The organism is Vicinamibacterales bacterium, from assembly GCA_036504215.1.
Lineage (GTDB): Bacteria > Acidobacteriota > Vicinamibacteria > Vicinamibacterales > Fen-181 > FEN-299.
The window spans coordinates 140,549-161,198 of record DASXVO010000046.1 but is presented as its reverse complement, the minus strand read 5'-3'; the positions used below and the strand labels follow the sequence as shown (position 1 = coordinate 161,198).

At 67.3% G+C, this 20,650-nt stretch carries 16 protein-coding genes; 12 read left to right on the top strand and 4 right to left on the bottom strand.

Translation table 11 applies throughout. The features are described from left to right. Both VGK32_14010 and VGK32_14005 read left to right on the top strand, forming a co-directional pair. Positions 1-1,293 (top strand): hypothetical protein (locus VGK32_14010; GenBank protein HEY3382886.1); only part of this gene is annotated, 1,293 nt, incomplete at its 5' end. A 216-nt stretch (positions 1,294-1,509) separates the two neighbouring features. Next, positions 1,510-2,133 carry a hypothetical protein gene (locus VGK32_14005; protein ID HEY3382885.1) on the top strand — a complete coding sequence of 208 codons (624 nt, stop codon included), beginning with the start codon at positions 1,510-1,512 and terminating at the stop codon, positions 2,131-2,133. Between the two features lie 243 nt (positions 2,134-2,376). Here the strand turns inward: VGK32_14005 and VGK32_14000 are convergent, their stop codons facing one another. Together VGK32_14000 and VGK32_13995 are read right to left on the bottom strand one after the other, a co-directional pair. Then, complete coding sequence (locus VGK32_14000; GenBank protein ID HEY3382884.1) at positions 2,377-2,535, bottom strand: hypothetical protein; 159 nt, start codon at positions 2,533-2,535, stop codon at positions 2,377-2,379. 396 nt (positions 2,536-2,931) lie between these two features. Continuing rightward, a complete protein-coding gene (locus VGK32_13995; protein HEY3382883.1) occupies positions 2,932-4,365 on the bottom strand; it encodes an amidohydrolase family protein in 1,434 nt (477 codons plus the stop codon). A 167-nt stretch (positions 4,366-4,532) separates the two neighbouring features. Between VGK32_13995 and VGK32_13990 the strand changes: the two genes are divergently transcribed. The 3 genes from VGK32_13990 to VGK32_13980 all read left to right on the top strand — a co-directional run bounded on the left by VGK32_13990 (position 4,533) and on the right by VGK32_13980 (position 9,471). After that, positions 4,533-5,303, top strand: a complete 771-nt coding sequence (locus tag VGK32_13990) for an alpha/beta fold hydrolase (GenBank protein ID HEY3382882.1) — start codon at positions 4,533-4,535, stop codon at positions 5,301-5,303. Positions 5,304-5,373: 70 nt separating this feature from the next. Next, positions 5,374-8,097: an amidohydrolase family protein gene (locus VGK32_13985; protein ID HEY3382881.1), complete on the top strand. Its 2,724-nt coding sequence runs from the start codon at positions 5,374-5,376 to the stop codon at positions 8,095-8,097. 9 nt (positions 8,098-8,106) lie between these two features. Continuing rightward, a complete protein-coding gene (locus tag VGK32_13980; GenBank protein HEY3382880.1) occupies positions 8,107-9,471 on the top strand; it encodes an amidohydrolase family protein in 1,365 nt (454 codons plus the stop codon). A 90-nt stretch (positions 9,472-9,561) separates the two neighbouring features. On the opposite strand, the gene VGK32_13975 is transcribed toward VGK32_13980, so the two are convergent. Beyond that, the gene (locus VGK32_13975; GenBank protein ID HEY3382879.1) at positions 9,562-11,715 is read right to left on the bottom strand and encodes a hypothetical protein; all 2,154 of its coding nucleotides are present in this window, start codon (positions 11,713-11,715) and stop codon (positions 9,562-9,564) included. 74 nt (positions 11,716-11,789) lie between these two features. On the opposite strand from VGK32_13975, the gene VGK32_13970 reads away from it, so the two are divergent. Next, positions 11,790-13,508: a DUF885 domain-containing protein gene (locus VGK32_13970; protein HEY3382878.1), complete on the top strand. Its 1,719-nt coding sequence runs from the start codon at positions 11,790-11,792 to the stop codon at positions 13,506-13,508. A 53-nt stretch (positions 13,509-13,561) separates the two neighbouring features. Here VGK32_13970 and VGK32_13965 read toward each other — a convergent pair whose 3' ends face one another. Next, positions 13,562-15,646 carry a M28 family peptidase gene (locus VGK32_13965; protein ID HEY3382877.1) on the bottom strand — a complete coding sequence of 695 codons (2,085 nt, stop codon included), beginning with the start codon at positions 15,644-15,646 and terminating at the stop codon, positions 13,562-13,564. A gap of 251 nt (positions 15,647-15,897) precedes the next feature. Between VGK32_13965 and hisI the strand changes: the two genes are divergently transcribed. From hisI to hisH, 6 genes are read left to right on the top strand one after another with little or no spacing between them, the layout of a single operon-like run. Continuing rightward, on the top strand, positions 15,898-16,242 hold the full coding sequence (gene hisI, locus VGK32_13960) for a phosphoribosyl-AMP cyclohydrolase (protein ID HEY3382876.1): 345 nt from the start codon (positions 15,898-15,900) through the stop codon (positions 16,240-16,242). After that, positions 16,239-17,123 (top strand): ATP phosphoribosyltransferase, encoded by an 885-nt coding sequence (hisG, locus tag VGK32_13955; GenBank protein ID HEY3382875.1) that lies wholly within the window; start codon positions 16,239-16,241, stop codon positions 17,121-17,123. The genes hisI and hisG overlap by 4 nt, the downstream gene beginning before the upstream one ends. A 9-nt stretch (positions 17,124-17,132) precedes the next feature. Next, positions 17,133-18,380 (top strand): histidinol dehydrogenase, encoded by a 1,248-nt coding sequence (hisD, locus tag VGK32_13950; GenBank protein HEY3382874.1) that lies wholly within the window; start codon positions 17,133-17,135, stop codon positions 18,378-18,380. Between the two features lie 20 nt (positions 18,381-18,400). Beyond that, entirely contained in the window at positions 18,401-19,435 is a 1,035-nt protein-coding gene (locus VGK32_13945; protein ID HEY3382873.1) for a histidinol-phosphate transaminase, read from the top strand. Further along, a complete protein-coding gene (hisB, locus tag VGK32_13940; GenBank protein HEY3382872.1) occupies positions 19,420-20,007 on the top strand; it encodes an imidazoleglycerol-phosphate dehydratase HisB in 588 nt (195 codons plus the stop codon). Before VGK32_13945 ends, hisB begins: the two co-directional genes overlap by 16 nt. Then, a complete protein-coding gene (gene hisH, locus VGK32_13935) occupies positions 20,004-20,648 on the top strand; it encodes an imidazole glycerol phosphate synthase subunit HisH (GenBank protein HEY3382871.1) in 645 nt (214 codons plus the stop codon). The genes hisB and hisH overlap by 4 nt, the downstream gene beginning before the upstream one ends. The last annotated feature ends 2 nt before the right edge of the window (positions 20,649-20,650 follow it).

The window sequence follows — 20,650 nt, the reverse complement described above, 5'->3', positions numbered from 1 at the left end:
GTGGTGACGGTTCCGAACGGCGGGCTGTGGTCTCCGTACCGGGCGATCCCGAACGGCCAAGGGGGCCTCCTGGTGCAACTGATCCGGCGGCTGGTGTGGCCGGGCGGCGACTACTGGCGGTGGGACGCCGTGGTGGTGGGGGTGGATGAGAGCGGAGCCCTCACCGGGAGCACGGCGCTCGGGGCCGACTGGGGTGAGATCGTCGTGGGCGAGAACGGGACCATCGTGGCGACGTCGCAAGTGGAGTACTCCACCGAGCCATCGTGGGGCGGCGGGGCGAAACGGCATGTGGGGATGCTCATGCCGCTGCAGGCGAACGGCAATCCTGGCGGGCTGGCGAGCTTCTACGGTCCGTCGGGTTCGTGCGGGTGGATCTGGGACAACATCGGCCAGCAGTGGTTCTACAACGGCGACTGCGGCCAGCCGGTCCTCAGCATCACCTCGGTCGCCGCCCGCGGCAGCGACGTCCTTGTGACGTTGAACGACGGGCAGGTGCTTGCGCCCGGTCCGCTCGGGCAGATGCGGCTCTCGTATCTGGTGCCCGCGACCGACGGCACGTATCTCGGCGGCGGCGCGGGAGCCGGGACCAACGGGGACTTGGTGAACATTACCGTGACGTCCGAGGAACCCGCCTCGCCCTTCGCGCCCTGGTCTGCGGGAGGCAATCCGGCATACGCATTTGCTGCGGCAGTTCCCTACATCGTACAGGTCGACTTCCAGACTGGATACTGCGGCAGCAGTAACGAGTGGAGAGTCGGCGCCTGTCCGGGGGACGTGCTGTCGTCGAGCGAGCAGGCGCTCGTGAGGAGCGTAACCCTCCAGGCAATGCGAGACGCCTATCAAGGCTATGACGTGACCTTCACCACCGGAAATCCGAGTGCGCCACGGCACATACATGTGACGGAGACGGTGAGCCCGGACGTCCCCCATAGCGAGATCGCACCGCCTGGGTACACTCCGCGCCTCAAGTTCGAGAGTGATGTCTACTTCCCCAATGTGTGGAGCACGTTGATGTCCGTCATTGGATGTCCTACCCTCGCGGACGCGTGCCTGCAGACGAAGAACCTCTCCCGCGGGGACGTGCTCAGGGCCTTCGGCAGAGGCATGGGCAACACCGCCGCACATGAACTTGGACATCAACCCCCGTACTTCTTCACGGCCGACATAGTCAACGAGAAGTGCACGGATTGCTACGACAGCCAAAGCGCGGCTTGGCGCGCGCACTTCTTCGGCCCGCTCCATTGGTCGGACTTTGCCAAGAACAAGATGCGGTTCCTGGTGTCGAACAAGTGATGTCTCGGGAGTACGGATGGAGACGACGATTTGTCCGCCGCCTGAGTGTCACACGGCGCGCCCGCCTGACGACGGGTCCGGAGGATGACGCGATGGTGACGATAGGGAGAGGCGGTGGGCGGCGGAATCGAACGCTCGGGGCGGCGCCGGGCCGCGACGTCGCCGGATTGGAACCGCCAGCAGCAGTGATTGTCGTCTGTGAGGCAGGAGGAACCCGTGGATAGACAGCTGGGAGCAGAGCAGAAACCGGGACGCGGCCGGAGGCTCGGGAGGGGTGTGTTGGTGGCCTACCTGAGCACGGGAGCGGCGTTGGCCGTCGTCCGCGTCTCACTGAACGCCTGGGCAGAGTATCGGTCTATCTCCCAGCAAATGACTGAGACAGTCTATAACCTCTACTGGTTGTTGCGCCCTGAGATACTCCTCGCCGAGTACGACCTCCTCGGCGTGACTAGAATCGAGAACTGGACGCTGCGAGTCTTGTTCTGGTCTTCGCTTCTGACGCTCGGGAGCTTCATCATGGCGACGCCGATCCTGCTGGTGGGGTGGCTGAGGCAGCGGCGTCGCTACGTGGTGACCGGTGCGACGTTAGCTGTCGCACGCCTCGCGTTGCTCGCATGCGTGACCCACCGATTCAGCTCCGATACCGTGAATGAGGTGTTTCACCGCCTCCGGTGGGCGCTGTTCCCCGAAGCCCTCTTGGTCACCCATACTGTACTCGGCCAGATGTCCATCTCCCGGATGATGATCCTGTTGGTGGGTGGAGCGCTTCTGACTCTCGGGAGCTTCATCCTTGCGACGCCGATCCTGTTGGTGGGCTGGCTGAGGCAACGGCGTCGGTAGAACGCGGGGCGTGGTCGCTCACCGAGGGCCGCGCCGCTGGCGGAAGTCACGGTGGTCAACGCCACGCCCAAACACGGGTGGCGCCGCACCGGCGCGACCCGAAGGGTCTGCTCGGCTCACAGACTCCAAACCTCAGAACGCCCCGGTGCTGCGATCAGATCGCGCGCTCTTGAACCGCCGAACTCCGCCGCAGCGCATTGTGCAGGGCGCGACGCTGGCGGACGGCACGCACCGGATCTACACCTACGAGAGCACGGGCGAGTCCCGCAGCCACGATGTGATCCGCGCGTTCGAGCAGGACGGCCGCGAGGCGTGGACGGCGGCGGGGGGCGCGGTGATGCAGGTGTCGGGCGACCCGTCGGGCGGCGTGGTCGCGCTCGTCCACGACTGGGAGGCGTTCACGACGCGCCTGCTGGTCTTCGGCCCGAACGGCGGAGGGGGCACTGGGCCTGAGCGAGTCGGTCCCTTCGCGATCGATCCCAACGGCCCGCTCTATTATGTGGACCCGGACACCCACACGCTCGTCGGCCTGGACATCGGTCTGGGCGGTGGGCCGGGCGCGACGCTATCTGGGACGCCCGGCTACCCGACGGTGCTCCTTGACGGCTCGGTGGTGGTGCCGAGCGTCGTGGATCCGGAGCAACTCCAGTTAACGTTCGTGCGGAGCACGGGGGCGGTGGAGACGCAGGTGGTGACGGTTCCGAACGGCGGGCTGTGGTCTCCGTACCGGGCGATCCCGAACGGCCAAGGGGGCCTCCTGGTGCAACTGATCCGGCGGATGGTGTGGCCGGGCGGCGACTACTGGCGGTGGGACGCCGTGGTGGTGGGGGTGGATGAGAGCGGAGCCCTCCCCGCCCTCCTTGCCTGCCCCAACAGCATGCCCCTGTCCAGCACCTCCCCACCCTTCACTATCAGTCGGATGCGTTGCAGCTGTCCGATGTCTCGCAGCGGGTCTCCATCGACCGCGATGAAGTCCGCAGCGAAGCCGGGCCTGATCTGTCCCAGGGTCGACTCCGCTCCGACCATCTCCGCGCAGTTCATCGTCGCGGCGCGGATCGCGTCGGCCGGAGTCAGGCCGGCTGCTACGAGCAGGGCGAGTTCGCGATGGACGCCGGCGCCAGGCACGTTGTAGCCGGCCGCGTGCACATCGACACCGGTGACCAGGCGGACGCCGGCGGCGACGAGGTCCCGCACCGCCCGGGTCCGGTTCTCGGCGGCACGACCGGCCCGGTCGGCCCCAGGCCAGGCCGCAGGGTGCGCTCTCGCCACCAATTCATTGCGCCAGCGCTCAGGAAGCAACGTCACGCCCACGTCGCCCTTCAGCAATCCGCCGGCCAGGATGCCGTTGAACGATCCAAGCATGGGCACCAGGAATGCACACCGGCCGGCCGGGCGCGCCGCGCGGCTGGAAAAAACCGGGGCCGGGAGCTGCCACGCCTCGTCCTCCATCGCCTGCGGATCCACCTGGGGAGTCGTCGCACCTGAAGCCGGCGTTCGCTCGATCTCGTCGCGCGTCTTCGTCAGGAAGGCGAGCCCGTCGACCGCATCGACGCCGATGGTGAACAACTGGGCCGTTGATACCGTGCCGGCCTGCCCGCTCACTCGCATCCTCGCCGAGTGGGCGGACCGCACGATAACGCGGTACATCTCGGCATCGGTCCTGGAGGAGACGGTCACCCAATCGGCGCCGAGCGACGACTGCTCGAGGACTTCGCGGCGCGCCGTCACGACGTCTGGCACGCGGCGCGTCGAGAATCCAGGCGGGCCTTGCTGGTCGAGCATCGCGCCGCCGACCCACAACCGGGGGGCGACGATGTCGCCGCTGGTGGATCGTGCGCGCTGCGACGCAGCCCATGGCAGCGGCGCACCGACCGTGCGGTACATCGTCACACCGTGCGCCAACGCCATGGCGTAGTAGAAGTCGGCGTCCACCGAGGCGTCGGGCGCCGCGGTCGCGTACATGTCGCCGAGACCGGGGACCAGCGTCGCTCCCGCCAGATCGAGCCGCTGCGCACCATTCGGGAGTGCGGCAGGCAGCGCCGACAGGATGGCGGTGATACGGCGTCCTTCAACCAGCACGCCCGCGGCGGGCACGTAGGCCCCCGTCCGGACATCGAGCACGCGGGCACCGGTGATCAACAAGGACGACGCGGCCGGCTCAGGAGCTGCCGCGAGCGCGACGGCCAGGATGCCGGCAAGACACGAGCTGATCAAGACAGCTTTGCGGTCCATCAGGACGAAAGTATACTTTGCGCCGACCGCCCCCTGGAGAATCCCTCGACCCCGAACTCCGCCGTCGACCTTCCGCACATCGGGCGGGCTCAAATCGATCCGTGTCAGAAGCGACCCAAAACGCGGGGCGACGCGCAATCCGCGTCTGGAGAAAGAGAGGGCGACACATGGGCACGAGAAGAGCGTGTTGGGTGGGTGGGTTGCTGCTGATATCCCTGTTTGTGGGTGTGACTCCGTCGGCGGCGGTGACGCCGGGCAAGATCACGAAAGAGGTCTTCACCTTCGGGGAGCAGACCGTCAGCTACTACCTCTTCGTCCCAAAGAGCGCCACCCTCGCCGGCTCGGCGCCGATGGTCGTTCTGCTCCATGGTTCGGGCCGGAACGGTTCGACCCTCGCCGAGCCCTGGAAGAAGCTCGCTGACAAGGAAGGGATCGTGCTCGTCGCGCCCGATGCGCAGAACTCGCAAGGCTGGCATGTCCCCAATGACGGTCCGGCGCCGCTCTGCGCGCTGGTCGATGCTCTCCGGAAATCGCTGCCCGTCGTCAATCCGCGCCGCGTCTACCTGTTCGGCCACTCGGCCGGTGCGGTGTTTGTCCTCTACATGGCCATGCTGGAGTCGGAGTTCTTCGCCGCCGGCGCCCTGCACGCGGGCGCCTGGCGGTCGCCGCAGGAGTTCAGGGCCGTCGAGGCCGCGGAACGAAGGATCCCTCTGGCCCTCACCGTCGGCGACGCGGACCGGTTCTTCCCGCAGGCCGACGTCACTGCAACGGCCGACGCGCTGAAAAAGGCCGGCATGCCGGTGCAGTTGGAGATCATCAAGCACCACGACCACAACTACTACATCATGTCGGACCAGGTGAACGCGTGGGCCTGGGCGGCACTCAAGAACCACGTCCTCGACGAAGATCCGAAGTACACACCTCGCCAGTTCCAGTAGCAGGACACGGCCCTCAGTAGATCCGGACCGGTCAATGATGCTGTCGGAGGCAATTGTGAAGTGTCGAACCATGGCTCGAATGCTCGCCGCGCCCCTTGTGGTGGGGTGCGCCCTCGGTGCGGTCGTCCACCTGCAGGCGCAGGTCCAGACCCGCACGTCCCCCCCGACGATCGTGATCAAAGGGGGGACGATCCTGACCGTGACCAAGGGAACGATTCCGGACGGCATGGTGATCGTCCGCGACGGGAAGATCGCGGCGGTAGGGACGAATCTTGCGATCCCGCCGGGTGCCGAGGTCGTCGATGCCGCCGGCAAGTTCGTCGCGCCGGGCATCATCGACGAGCACTCGCACATCGCCGAGGACTCGACCAACGAGGGCGGTACGACGGTCAGCTCGATGACCAACGTGCTCGACGTGCTCGATCCGGGCGACGTGGACATCTATCGCGACGTCGCGGGCGGGGTCACCGTGGCCAGCGTCTTCCACGGGAGCGCCAACCCCATCGGCGGCACGAACACGATCATCAAGCTGCGCTGGGGCAAGACGCGCGCGGAGGACCTTGTCTTCGACGCGGGGCTGCCCGGCCTCAAGTTCGCGCTCGGCGAGAACCCGAAGCAGATCCGACTGTCGGGCCAGGCCGGGCCCTCCCGGTATCCGGCCAGCCGGCCCGGTGTCGAGTACGTGATTCGCGAAGCCTTCACGCGCGCCAGGGCCTACCAGCGCGCCTGGCAGGACTACGAGAAGCGAAAGAAGGCCGGAGAGGACGTCCTCGCGCCGCGCCGCGACCTGCAGCTCGACCCGCTGGTCGAGGTGCTCGAGGGCAGGCGCCTGGCGCACGTTCACGCCTATCGCGCCGACGAGATGCTGATGATGCTGCGCCTGGCCGAGGAGTTCGGCTTCAAGGTCACGACCTTCGAGCATGGCCTCGAAGGCTACAAGGTGGCGAAGGAGCTGGCCGCGCACGGCGCCGGCGTCGGGACCTTCTCCGACTGGTGGGGATTCAAGGTGGAGGCGATTGACGCCATCCCCTACAACGCCGCGTTGATGCTGAAGGCCGGCGTCGTCGTGTCGATCGACTCGGATAGCGCCGAGCATGCGCGCCGCCTCAACACGGAGGCCGCCAAGATGATGCACTGGGGCGGCATCACCGAACAGCAGGCGATGGAACTGGTGACGATCAACCCGGCCAGACAGCTTCACCTCGAGAAGCGTGTCGGGTCGATCGAAGCCGGCAAGGACGCGGACCTCGTCATCTGGACGAGACATCCGCTGAGTTCGTACGCCGTTGTCGAACGGACGTACATCGACGGTGCGCTGTACTACGATCGGCAGGCGGACCTCGAGCGCGTCGCGAAGGTCGAGAAGGAGAAAGCGGTCCTCGTCGCCGCGGAGAAGGCGGAGCGCGAGAGCGCCACACGTCGCTCAGGAGAGGTGGCGGCGGGGGGGCTGGCGGCAGGTGGGCCGGTTGCCGCAGCCGACGCGAAATCGTCTGGAGGCGCAGGCGACCAGAGACCCGGGACCGCGGCAGCTGCCGATCTGGCCAGACTCGCGCCGAAGATGACGATCGGTGCGACGACCAAAGGCGTGTTGGTCATCACGAACGCGAAGGTCCACCCTGTGTCGAAGCCGAGCATCGACCGGGGAACGATCGTGATTCGCGACGGCCGGATCGAGGCTGTCGGCGCGAGCGTGAACGTGCCAGCCGGCGCCAAGGTGATCGACGCGGGCGGCGCCGACGTCTACCCGGGGTGGATCAACGCGCGCACGACGATCGGCCTGTCGGAGCCAGGCCCGCGGGGCTACGAGGACACGACCGAGATGCTCGACTACAACCCGCAACTCCGCACGGTCGTGGCGTACCACAACGACAGCGACTCCATTCCCGTCGCGCGCGCCAACGGCGTGACGACGGTGGCCGTGTTCCCGAATGGAGGGACGCTCGGCGGCCAGGTGCCGGTGATGAACCTCGACGGCTGGACCTGGGAGGAGAGCACGCTCACGCCAATCGCCGGCCTCAGCTTCCAGTTCCCCGGCATTGGCGCCTCCGGCCGCGGCACCTTCGGCAGAGGCGCGCCAACAGGCGGACCCGAGCGGACCTACGACGACCTCAAGCGCGAGCGCGACGCGAAGCTCGACTCGCTGATTCGCCTATTCGATCAGGCTCGGGCCTACGCACGAGCGGCGGGGCCGGACCGACAGGTGGACTGGACGCTCGAAGCCCTGGTTCCAGTCGTCCAGGAGCGGCTCCCGCTGTTCACCATTGCGACACGGGCGCAGGACATCAAGGATGCGATCGAGTTTGCCGGGCGAGCGAATGTGAAGATCGTGATCTGTGCCGGGCCCGAGGCCGCACTCGTGGCGCCGCTGCTCAAGGAGAAGAACGTCCCGGTGATCCTCGGTTCGGTGCTCTCGTTGCCGACACGGGAGGATCAGTTCCACGCTGCCAGCTACCAGGCGGCAGCCGAGCTGAAGAAAGCGGGCGTGAAGTTTGCGTTTGCCACGGGCGACAACGCCAACGTCCGGCAGGTGCCGTATCTTGCGGCCATGTCGGTGGCGTGGGGGCTTTCGCGCGAGGAGGCCATCCGCGCGCTGACGGTCGACGCCGCGGAGATACTCGGGGTCTCCGACCGTATCGGCACCATCGAGCCGGGCAAGGTTGCCAACCTGCTCATCGCGAAGGGCGATCCCCTGGAAGTCCGCACCGAGGTGACGCACGTGATCATCAATGGCCAGGACGTCGAGCTGGCGAACAAGCACCGGTCGCTCTTCGAGCGCTACCTGGGGCGGCAGTAGGAGGCAATCATGAACACGACACGCACCCGTATGCTGCTGGCCTCCGTCCTGTGCGCCGCGCTCGTCCTCGTCGCGCGCGCCGAGGCGCCGCACGTCTACGCGATCACCGGCGCACGCCTCGTCACCGCGGTGGGCGCGCCGATTGACGCGGGCACCATCATCGTTCGCAACGGGTTGATCGAAGCCGTCGGCGTCGCCGTCGCGGCTCCAGCCGACGCGCTGATCATCGACGGCAAGGGCCTGACCGTCTACCCGGGCCTCATCGACATGGGCACGGCAGCCGGATTGTCGATTCCGGCCAATGACCCGCCGCGAGACGCGAAGACACTGCTGGAGATCGAGCGGATCCGGCGTCAGACGCTGCTTCGGCCGCAACTCGAGGCGGCAACGTGTCTGAGGACCGATGCGCCCGACCTCAGGCGGCTCGCCGGGGCCGGCATCACGACGGTGCTGGCAACGCCGGCCGGCGAGATGATCAAGGGACGAAGCTCACTCATCAACATCGTGGCACCAGAAGATGCGCCGCAGATCGGCAATGTCGCCGACGAACGCCGCGGACTGTACGTCGTGCGCACTCCGGTCGCGCTGCACGTATCGTTTCCGATGCGGGAGGGAGGCGGGACGTATCCCGCATCACTGATGGGCGCCATCGCCTTCGTGCGCCAGGCATTCCTGGACGGCGGGCACTATCAGCTCGAGACCGCGCGGTCGGAACGGCTCAAGAAGGGCGCGCGGCCGGCGTTCGACGCGTCGCTCGATGCGCTGCAGCCGGCACTGTCCGGCAAGATGCCAGTAGCCTTCCAGGTGGGAACGGCACTCGAGATCCGGCGGGCGCTGGCGCTGGCGAAGGAGTTCAAGCTCGATCCGATCATCGCTGGCGCGATTGGGGCCGACCAGGCCGTGCAGGATCTCAAGGCGCAGAAGGCGCGCGTGCTCTACAGCGTGAACTATCCCGTCCGGCCGAGGACTCTGGCGCCGGATGCGGACGAGTCGATCCAGACGCTGCGTGAGCGGGCGAACGCGCCGAAGGTGCCGGCTGCGCTGGAAAAGGCGGGCATCCTGTTCGCGTTCGAATCTGCGGGTCTGAACGATCCAAAGGACTTCGTCCGAAACGTGGCGAAGGCAGTCAAGGCGGGGCTGTCGGCCGACGCAGCCGTCAAGGCACTGACAATTGGCGCCGCGACGATCGCCGGCGCGGCGGACCGTCTCGGATCGCTGGAGAAGGGGAAGATCGCCAACCTGCTCGTGACCGACGGCGATCTGTTCGACGAGAAGACGAAGGTCAGGCACGTCTTCGTGGACGGCCGACTGGTCGCCGTTGACGCCGAACCGCCGGCTGCGTCTGCCAGAAGAGGCCGGATGGGCGGGATGTAAAACGCGATACGGCAAACGGAGAATGGCAGGGCGCGGGCCAGCCGCCCCGCCCGGTCATTCTCCGTTCGCTATTGCCATCCTGTCGCCGCGTCAGCCGACCTTGAGCTCGTCGACGAGCCTCGAGAGTTCGGCCTCTTCCTTCGCGCGCTGCTGCTGGAGCGTCGCGGTCTCGCGCTGCAGCGTTTCGAGTCGAGTCTCCTGCTCGTCCAGTTGCCGTGTGTAACGGCTGAGCAACGCCTTTTCCTCCGAACTTCCCTTCAGCGCTTTCATGTTCTCGCGCAGGCGCGCCTGATCCTGCGTGATCCGGTCCGTCTCGGCCTTCCTGGCTGCGAGGTCACGGTCGATCGACGCGAGCGCCTGCTTTTTGGCGATGACCGGCCGCAGCGCGGCCTCGAGCGCCTGGTTCTCGCCCTGGCTGCGGATGAGCAGCAGCAATTCGCTGTCGTCGATCGACATGAGGCCGTAGCGCTGCTCGAGCGGGTGGATCTCGTCCACCGTGAGTGTCGCCCCCTTCTTCGGTTCGACCGTCACACGGAACCGGTTGTAGCCGGCTGATGTCTCCGCCGGTTGTGGCGCGCCGGCGGCGAACTTCCATCCCGGGCGAGCAGGATGCTCGATCACCAGAGTGCGCGAGGTCTTGTCGTCGTTGTTGATGGTGTAGACGCGTCGCTCCTGCTCTTGCGATGTCTGGATGAGGACGCCGTGATTTACGCGAATGGCCTGCACCTGGCGCGGCCCGCCGTCACTTCTCGCGTTCACGCGGACGGCAGTGTCGGCGGCATACGACAGGAGGCGCCTGTCGCCGGGCGTCATCGCCGACATCAGGCCCTCACCGGCAAACGCCTCGGACTCGATGACCGTGAAGCTCCCGGCGTCGAGCGTGAGTCCCGTGGAATTGGTGAGCCACGCCGCGCGCAGCGGCACGCCGTTCTGGCTGGTTGGATTCCAGACCGTTACCTTCTCGAGGCTGACCTCGCCGTTCACGATCGGGACGAGCGCCGACTGATTCTTCCGGACGGTGATCGGCTCCTTGATCTGATACTCGAAGAAGTCGCCCATCTCGCGGCCGGCGGCGACCGGCTCGATCCGCCCCATGCCCTCCGACACGGCCGAGCGGAACCTCGCAGCCGGGGCCGGCGGCGGCGGCGCACTGGGAAGCCCACCGACCACGCCACCGACCACGCCGCCCGGAACACCCACGAAGGGGGCCTCCGCCATCACCCGCATGCTCTTGTCCGCCTCGGCCTCCGCCGGACGATTCGATGCCTCGTGTGTCTGCGGCGTCAACTGCACGGAAGACGGCAGCGGGACGACGGGCCGCCGGACGTAGAACGGTTGCGAAATCTGCTGGATGAACGACTGCGGCTGTCCGGCGACGAGCGACATCTCCACCTTCGTCCAGTCCTCGCCGATCGTGTTGTCCACGATGGCCCATCCCTGGAGAAGCGGCTTGGCACCAGCCTTCGACGGCACGATCAGTCGATAGGTCGTCTTCCAGACGGGCACCTCGCTGACGTAGCTCACGAAGAGCGAACGCTCACCCGACCCGGCAGTCGAGATGGTCATGCGGCGCACGGCCTGTTGCTGGGCGGACGCGAGCACCCCCAGATAGCGCGAGACCTGCTGGTTCAGATCGCGATCGACGAGACGAACGGACACCGCCGGGGAGAGCTCGACCACCCGCACCTCGCCGGCGTCGCTGACGATCGATAGTTCGTCCACCTCCTGCGTCTGGTTCTCGGCCCGTGTCCTGGTGCGCTTCTCGACCGCGAGCAGCCGACCACTGAACACGCCCCCAGACGATCTCGCCTCTACCCGCGCGCCCCGCAGGGCCCCGAGGAACTGCGCAACGGTTGTCGCTTCGCCGATTGGCAGGTTCATCGACCCGAGACGCTGGTTGAGCGGCGCTTCCGAGTTGTAGTTGATGGCCGTAATCCGACCGCCGCCGAGATCGAGCGTCGTCAGCGACGTGAGGACGTCGTTCAGTTGGTCGCTTGTGAATTCGATGGTGACCGACTGATTGCCCCGGACCGGGCCCACGTGCTCGAAGTAGCCGATGCCGTTCTTGTAAAGCACGACGCGCTTGACAGGCAGCGAGTCGGGGGATGGCGCCGTTGTCGCGACCGGCGCCGCGGCGGCGGGAGCCTGCGTCGGGGCCGTTGGCCTGGCCGGCTGGCCTGGGGCGGCCCGAGCAAATGAGGCGACTGGCACCAGCAGCAGGAAACAGAGCAGCAATATCGGCATACAGCACTCCTGAAGGGCGCGCTCATGACGCCGGGACCATTTTACCCGTCGAACTGACGTAGAATCCTGGCAATATGCGCACCCTGCTTCTCGTCTGCCTGCTGTCGGGCATTGCGCCGGGATCCGCATGGTCTGGCTCGCCCGACGTGCAGACCATCGTCCATGGATACATCGAGCGGTACTTCTCGACCTATCCGAGTCTGGCGACGCAGGCCGGTCGGCACGACTTCGACACGCAACTCGAAGATCTGTCGCCGGTGCGGCGGTCGGCGTGGCTCCGCTTCAACCGGGATACGCTCGAGCAGTTGACGCCGGCGATGCAGGCGCCCGGAGTGTCGCTGGACGACCGGCTCGACGGAGAGGCGCTGACCGGACAACTCCAGCGCGAGATCCTGGCGCTCGACGTGTTGCACCGGCCCGAGCGCGACCCGCTCTACTGGACGTCCATCGTCGAGAACGCGAGTACATTCCTGCTGGTGCGCGACGATCTGCCGCTCGCCGACCGACTCGAGCGTGTGGTGAAGCGCACGAGGTTGATGCCGCGGCTGGCCAGGCAGGCACGTGAGGCCCTTGCGACGTCCGGTCCAAAGACCATCGCGCCCGAGCTGTGTCGCATTTCCGCGGAGCAGGCGCGCTCGTCTGCCGACTTCTTTGCGACCGGTCTCGCGAGCGTAGCGAAGGGCCTGCCGGCAACCGAGGCGTCACTTCGCACGGCGGGCGCAGCGGCGGCCGCGGAACTTCGCGACCTGGCGCAGTTTCTCGACACACGTGCGGCGTCAGCCACTGGGTCTCCTCGTCTCAGCGCCGACTATGCGGCAGCGTTTCGATGGACCACCGGCATCGAGGAACCGCTGCCCGCGGTGCTGGCACGCGCTCGCGCCGATTTCGCGGCCAAACAGGTGGAAGCTGCGGCCTACGGCCGCCAGGTCTGGAAGTCGATCATCGCGAGCGAGCAGCCTCCGACCGACGATCGCGAGGTCTTGAAGCGATTGTTCGAGCGCGTCGCGGCCGACGGGGATCGCAACACGAAAGAGTACGTCGAGAACTGGCTGGATACGATCAAGCGGCTCGAGGCGTTCGTCAGGGAGCATCGCATCATGACGCTGCCCGATCCGGTCACGCTCTTCGTTTCGACGTCACCGTCGTACTTCCTCAGTCAGAGCGTCGGTGGCGTGTACGCGGCGGGCCCCTACGCCCCCGAGGCGAAGACGCTCTACTTCCTGCCCGTCCCGGCCGACTCTGCCACACCCGCCCAGGCGGCGTCGTTCTTCCGCGACTTCAACCGCGACTTCAACACGATGATTGCCGCGCACGAGCTCATTCCCGGCCACTACACACAGCTGAAGTACGCGGCGCGGCATCCACACCAGGTTCGCGCGCTGTTTGCCGACGATGTTTACGTTGAGGGATGGGGAACGTTCTGCGAACGCCTGCTGCTCGACGAGGGGTGGGGTTCGCCACTCGCGCGACTGGCGCACCTGAAGAAGCAGCTCGAGAACATCGCCCGGACGATCGTGGACATCAGCGTCCACACCGGCGGGATGTCACGCGACGAGGTGCTGCGGTTCGTGAAAGAGGATGCGCTACAGGGCGACCAACTGGCATCCAACATGTGGATGCGCAGCATCACCAGTCCCGTGCAGTTGACGACGTATTACCTCGGGTACCGCGAGATACGCGCCGTCTACGACCAGGCCCGCGCCACGAAGGGCCAGCAGTTCGACCTGCGGGCGTTCATGGACGGCATGATGCGGCTCGGCCCCGTCGCCGCCCGCCACTACCTGGTTTCGTAGGGGCGGGCCTCACGCCTTCGCCGATCGGCTTCGGCGATGCAAGCCGTGCCCGCCTATTTCAGCGTGACCGCCCCGATCCTGGCGAGCAGTTCGATGTACTCCGCCACCACCTTCAGATCGACAGGCCCGAACTCCGCGCTGACCGCGCTCCGAATCTCACTGACCGTCCGCTTCCCGTTGATGAAGTTGGCCACCTCGTACGCCACGTCGTCGCCCCGAGGGAGGCGCGCGATCGCGAGCGTGACCGCCGCCGCGCCGGCCTTTTCACGCACCCAGTCGACCGACGGTGTCAACGGACCCTTCAGGGATACGGTTCGTTCGGGCACGCGCGTGTCGCCCCCGGTGCCGGCCGGCCGCATGGGGGGAAGCATCCGCCTCAGACTTCCGCGAACCTCGTCGACAACCTGCGCTCCGGGCGACCCGGCCGGGGCGTAGCCGAATCGCGAGAGCGAATCGAGGCGCCGCTCCTCCCGCCGGCCGGACTCGACCGCGAGTGCGACCGCGTCGAGCGGGTCGGCCGGCTTGCCGAATGCATACACCGAGGCTCGCGCCACATCGTCGGCCATGCGGCGCATGGCGCCGCCAAGCATCAGATACGGAAGGGCGGCGTCGCCGGCGCTCGATGGGGCCGTGAGTCGCGACAGGTAGTAGCCGCTCGTCGCCGCGATGAAGGCAGATCGCTTGATCTTCGTCGGATCGACGTTGTCGACGATGTCCTTGTTGGTATGGATGTAGATATCGGGCCAATCGCGCAGGTAGATGGTTGGAACCCCGAAGCTTCCGTCCTGGTAGATCCAGTGGTCGCTGCCGCTCTCGTACTCGGTGACGTCCGCCCACAGCGCGTCCTTCGGGCCGTTCGGTTCGCGGACCGCGTCGGCGAAGTCGCCATCGGCCGTGCCCTGGTACGCCCCGTCGATGACGTAGCGTCCGAATGTCTCGACGACATCGTCGGTCACGCTCGAGATCGACCAGGGAGAGCGCGTGATGTGCAGGACCGACTTGGTCACGAACGGGTTGCCGCCGACCATGTCGAGGTGGATCGCCGCGGTGATCCGCGAAGCGATGTCCGGGTACTTTGCCAGGTACGCGATGGTTCCCGTCATCTCGGACGGAAAGACGAAGCGAATCGTCCGGAGCGGCGGTGGAATCGTCCGGGTGTCCACCAGCTTCCTGACAACCCGTCCAATCTCGAGGATGGCGGCACAGCCGCTGGCGTCGTCGTTTGCCGCGGGCTTCTGGTGATCGAAGTGGCAGCTGTACACGATCTCGCCGCGGGAGGGATCGGTTCCCGGAATCGTTGCGACCACCGTCTCGTATGGGATGGTGTCGTCGTTTCCCGCGCGGACCACGGCATGGAGCACGATCTTCTCGCCTGAGGCGAGCCGGCGCTGCAGGTCGCGCGCTTCGCGCACCGAGACCATGAGCGCAAACGCATTGGCGCGTCCGCGCGAATCGAGGTGGCCCCACCGAATCAGGTCGATGTCATCGCGCCACCAGCCGGTCTTCTGGTTCGAGTTGTAGCTGATGAGACCGGCGGCGCCGCGCTCCTCGACGGCAAGCCGGTGAGCGACGCCTGGCGACCCATCGCAGAGCACGAGGCGGCCTTTCACCTCACGACCCTCGTAGTCGCGGGGGGACGTGCCGGCGCCCACGTCCACCAACTCGGCGGTGAGGTCGGCGCTCTCGCTATTGTCCGCGACCAGCATCTTCAGATCATCGAACGATCCGATGCGCCGGGCGTGCGGCGAGGTCTCCGTCAACTCGCCGCCTTCCACCCGCCACCCGCGGTTTCCCCGCATCGTGCCGAACCATGTCTTGCCGTCGCCGGGGAACTGCTCGACATGGACGTCGCTCAGGCCATAAGCCCGCGCCCGCGCCATCACCCACTCGGCGGCTTCGTGGTAACCCGGAGTGGCAGGCACCCGGTGAATGCCGGCCAACGTGGCGACGTGGTCGCGCATCAGCGTGCCGGAGAGTTCCGCGTCGAGTGCCCGCAGGACGTTGGGAGGCAAGAGCAGCTCGGCTGCGGTTCTGGCCGGAGGCCCGCCCTGCGCGCGCACGGGATCCGCGCGAACGACGAGCAGGGTCAGTGCGCAGACGACAACCAGAAAGGCCGAGCGAGTTCGCAGTGACGTCATGAAGCAGAGTATAGCGAATAGCGCGCGGGCAGGGACGCGCGGCTGCACGCCCAGTTTGACACCCGAGCCACTGCCCGGTATTCTGGATGAAGAGATGCGACTCGTCCATCGCGCCCACCGCCATCACCATCACCGCTCGAGCAGCGGTCCGGCGGACGTGTGCGCATGAAATAGCTCTCAGGAAGAGCAGCAACAACGACATGCGGCCTCGCCGGTTTCGGCGAGGCCGTTTTTTTTGCCCGGAGGAAGACGTGGATTTCAGCAAGCTGGCAGGGCTCATTCCGGCCGTGGTGCAGGACGCGCAGAGTGGCGAGGTCTTGATGGTCGGGTTCATGAACGACGAGGCGCTCGCGCTCACCCGCGACACGGGCTACGCCACGTTCTTCAGCCGGACGCGCAACAGGTTGTGGATGAAGGGGGAAACGTCGGGCAATCGCCTCGGCGTCCGGCAGATTCTCGTCGATTGCGATCGAGACACGGTGCTCCTCAAGGTCACCCGCGAGGGCGAGGGGAACGTGTGCCACACCGGCGAACGGAGCTGCTTCTTCAGCGAACTTCCGGCAGACGAGGCGGCCCTCGTGCGAGGTGCGCGATGACGCTCAAGCTCGGAATTCCGAAGGGTTCGCTGCAGGATGCCACGGTCCAGTTGTTCGCACGGGCCGGCTTCAACCTCTACGTCAGCTCGCGTTCCTACGCCCCTGGCGTCGACGACCCCGAGCTCGAGTGCCTGCTCATCCGCGCGCAGGAAATGGCCCGCTACGTCGCGGACGGCGTCCTCGACGCGGGTCTGACCGGCCAGGACTGGATTGCCGAGCAACTGGAGGTGAATCCCGCCCGCCGCGTATGTCCGATCGCGGACTTGATCTACGCCAAACAGAGCTTCGGCAAGGTGCGATGGGTGCTGGCGGTGCCCGATGCGTCGCCGGCCCAAACCGCCGCCGATCTCGAAGGGGCGACGATTGCCACCGAGCTGGTGCGCGTCACCGAGCGCTACTTCTCCCGGAAGGGCGTGAAGGTGGACGTCGAGTTCTCGTGGGGCGCCACCGAGGTCAAGCCTCCCGTGCTCGCCGACGCGATCGTCGAAGCCACGGAGACCGGTTCGACGCTGCGCGCCAACCGGCTGCGGATCATCGACACGGTGATGGAGTCGAACACGCAGCTGATCGCGAACCCGGCGGCGCTCGACGACCCATGGAAGCGCGCGAAGATCGAGAGCGTCGCGTTGATGCTGCGGGCCGCGATCGAGGCGCACGGTCGCGTCGGCCTCATGCTGAACGCCAGGACGACGGACGTCGAGGCAATCCTCGGCCTCCTGCCGGCGCTCCAGAGGCCGACGGTGTCGCCACTGAGCGACCCGGATTGGGTGGCGATCAACACGATCATCGACGAGCGGACCGCGCGCGACCTGATTCCGCGCCTCAAGGCCGCCAACGCGCAGGGGATCGTGGAGTATCCGCTGAACAAGATCGTGCTGTAGGAGACGCGCATGCTGCCAATCATCGATTCGTCCGACACGCGCTCGCTGGCCGGCCTGTTCGATCGACGGCCATCAGGCGATCCGGCGGTGCGCCGGCGCGTTGCGGCCATTGTCTCTGCGGTCCGGCGCGGCGGGGATGCGGCGCTTCGGCGCTACGCACGCCGCCTCGATGGATTGACCGGCCCGCTCGAGGTCTCGCCGGGCGAGATGATCGAGGCAGCCCGCACGGTGAAGCCGGCCGTCAGGCGAGCCCTCACCGCCGCCGCCAGGAACATCCGGATTGTCGCGAGGGCTCAGCGTCCACGGACGACGACCATTCGCGTGGCGGATGGATTGACCGTCACCGAGCGGGTGGTTCCGCTGGACCGCGTCGGCTGCTACGTGCCGGCAGGGCGGTACCCGCTCCCCTCGTCGCTGCTGATGACGGCCATCCCCGCGCGGGTCGCCGGCGTGCGCGAGGTGTTCGCGGCGAGCCCACGCCCGGATCCGGTGGTGATGGCAGCCGCCCTGGCTGCAGGCGTCACGCGCCTGTTCCGCGTCGGCGGCGCCCAGGCAATCGCGGCGTTCGCCTACGGCACGAAGACGATTCCAGCCGTGGACAAGATCGTGGGCCCGGGCAACCGGTACGTGGCTGCCGCCAAGGACCTCGTGTCCGGTGAGTGCGCCATCGACTTCCACGCCGGGCCGTCCGAGGTCGTCGTCTTGTCGGATACGATTCCAGCCGCGTGGGTGGCCGCCGATCTCATCGCGCAGGCCGAGCACGATCCCGACGCCCGCGCCATCCTGGTGACCACCCGCCGCGGGTATGCCGTCGAGGTCGCGCGGGAGGTTGCCCTGCGGCTCCCGGCGTCGGGGCCCGCCGCAACGGCGCTCTACGTTCACGGCGCGATCGTCGTCGCCAAGGATCGGGCCGAGGCAGTGGCTCTCGTGAACCGGCTGTCCCCCGAGCACGTGCTGTGTGCCGACATCGATGCTTCGCGCGGCATCACGCGGGCGGGAACAATCTTCGTGGGCGGGACCACGGTGCCGGCAGCAGGAGACTACGCGACGGGGTCGAATCATGTGCTTCCGACCGCCGGTGCCGCCAGGTTCCGTGGCGGCCTGAGCACCGCCGACTTCGTCAGGGTGATTGCCGTGCAGCAGATGAGCGTCGGGCGACTGAACGAGATCGCCCCCACCGTGACGACCTTGGCGCGAGCCGAGGGGCTGGAGGCTCACGCGCGATCGATCGAAGCAAGAATGGTGTCACAGCGGTAGCCGGATCCGAGGGAGCACACATGGACTACCAGCGCGTCGCAGAGCCCGGGGAAGGGCTGCGTCTACATCTGAACGAGAACACCGCCGGCTGCTCGCCCAAGGTGCTCGAGGCAATCCGTGCGATCGGGGCCACCCAGATCTCGTTCTATCCGGACTATGCGCCCGCGCTCGCCGCCTGTGCCGACCTGTTCGGTGTCGCCCTGTCACGACTCGCGCTCGTCAACGGCCTGGACGAGGGCATCTGGGCGACCGCCAGCGCGTGCATTCGAGCGGGCGATGCCGTTGGCGAGGCCATCGTTCCTGAACCCACCTTCGACATGTACGGTGCGTGCGTCAGGGCCGTCGGGGGACGGGTGACCGCGATCCCGCCCGGTCCCGGCTTCCGGTTCCCAATCGAGGAGGTTCAGGCGGCCATCGGGCCGGCCACCCGTGTCGTCTACCTGTGCAGCCCCAACAACCCGACCGGCCTGTCGATCGCCCGCGAGCACGTGTCGGCGATTGCCAGAACCCTCCCGCGCGGTGCGCTGGTGTTTCTCGACGAGGCCTACGTCGACTTCGGCAGCCGTTCATTCCTGCCGCTGCTCGACACGCACGACAACGTCGTCGTCGGGCGGACGTTCGCAAAGGCCTACGGGCTGGCCGCATTGAGGATCGGGTGCCTCATCGCCCAGCCGGCCGCCCTGTCGGTCGTGCAGCGCGCGATTCCGCCCTACAGCTTGAACGCGTGCGCCATCGAAGGCGTCCGCGCGGCGATCGCGGATCGCGAGTACCACGATTGGTACTGCGCGCAGGTGACCGAGTCGCGGGAGTTGATCTACGAGAACTGCGCGAGGTTCGGCCTCACGTGCTGGCGCAGCGACGCGAACTTCGTGTTGGTGCACGCGGGTGATCGGTCGGCCGCACTCGTCCAGGCGCTTGCGGCGCGAGGGGTGTTCATTCGGGACCGCACCGGCGAGCCCGGGTGCACCGGGTGCGTGCGGATCACGGCGGGCGTCGTCGAGCACACGCGGATCTGCCTCGCGGCAATGGAGGAGGTTCTGTGCGCCGAGGAATAGTCGCGCGAGACACCAAAGAGACATCGATCCGGGTGGACTTCCGCATCGAGGGCCGAGGCCGCGCCGCGGTGTCCACCGGGATCCGCTTTCTCGACCACATGCTCGAGCTGGTCGCGCGCCACGGGGCGTTCGACCTGACGATCCAGGCCGACGGAGACCTCGACGTCGATCAGCATCACACCGTCGAGGATGTGGGCATTGCCCTGGGAGAAGCGGTGTCCTCGGCGCTCGGCAGCCGGCGCGGTATCAATCGGGCGGGCTACTTCCTCATGCCCATGGACGAGACGCTCGGCGTGGCCGCGCTCGACCTCGGGGGGCGGTCCTTCGCCGTCGTCGATCTCGGCCTTCGCGCCGTACGGGTTGGCGACCTGCAATCCGAGCTCATCGCGGACTTCTTCGACGGCTTCGCCCGCGGCGTGCGCGGCAACGTGCACGTGAAGGTGCTCTACGGCAGGTCGTCGCACCACCGCGTGGAGGCCGTCTTCAAGGCGTTCGGGCGGGCGCTCCGGACGGCGTGCTCGCGCGATCGGCAACTGCGGCGCACGCTGCCGAGTACCAAGGAGTTGTTGTGATCGCGCTCGTCGATTACGGGGCCGGCAACCTGACATCTGTCCTCAAGGCCTTCACCGCGATCGGCTGCGCGCTGCGCGTCGTTCGCCGGGCCGACGACCTGGGCGAGCCCGCGGCGATTGTCGTGCCGGGCGTCGGCCATTTCGGGGCGACCTCATCGCTCGACGGCCGGTGGCGCGACGCTCTCGCGGCTCACGTCGACGCCGGTCGGCCGCTGCTCGGCATCTGCCTTGGCATGCAGTGGCTGTTCGACGCGAGCGAGGAAGCGCCGGATTGCGCCGGTCTCGGCCTCCTGCGCGGCACGTGCCACCGCCTCTCGCCGCCTGCCGGGCCGCGGCCGGACGGCGCACGGCTGAAGGTTCCCCACGTGGGATGGAACCAGTTGCGAATCCTGCGGCCCTCGGCGGCCCTCGCCGGCATCGCCGACGGGTCGCACGTCTACTTCACGCACTCGTATGCGGCACCCGTCACGGAGGCCTGTGTCGCACTGACAACGCACGGGGAGGCGTTTGCGGCGGTCGTGGTGAGAGAGACGGTATGGGGGACCCAGTTCCATCCCGAGAAATCGGGTGAAGCCGGCCTGCGGATTCTCCGCAATTTCGTCTCGCTCGTCGCGCCGGCCTCGGCGCCGGCGGTTCTCTGAGA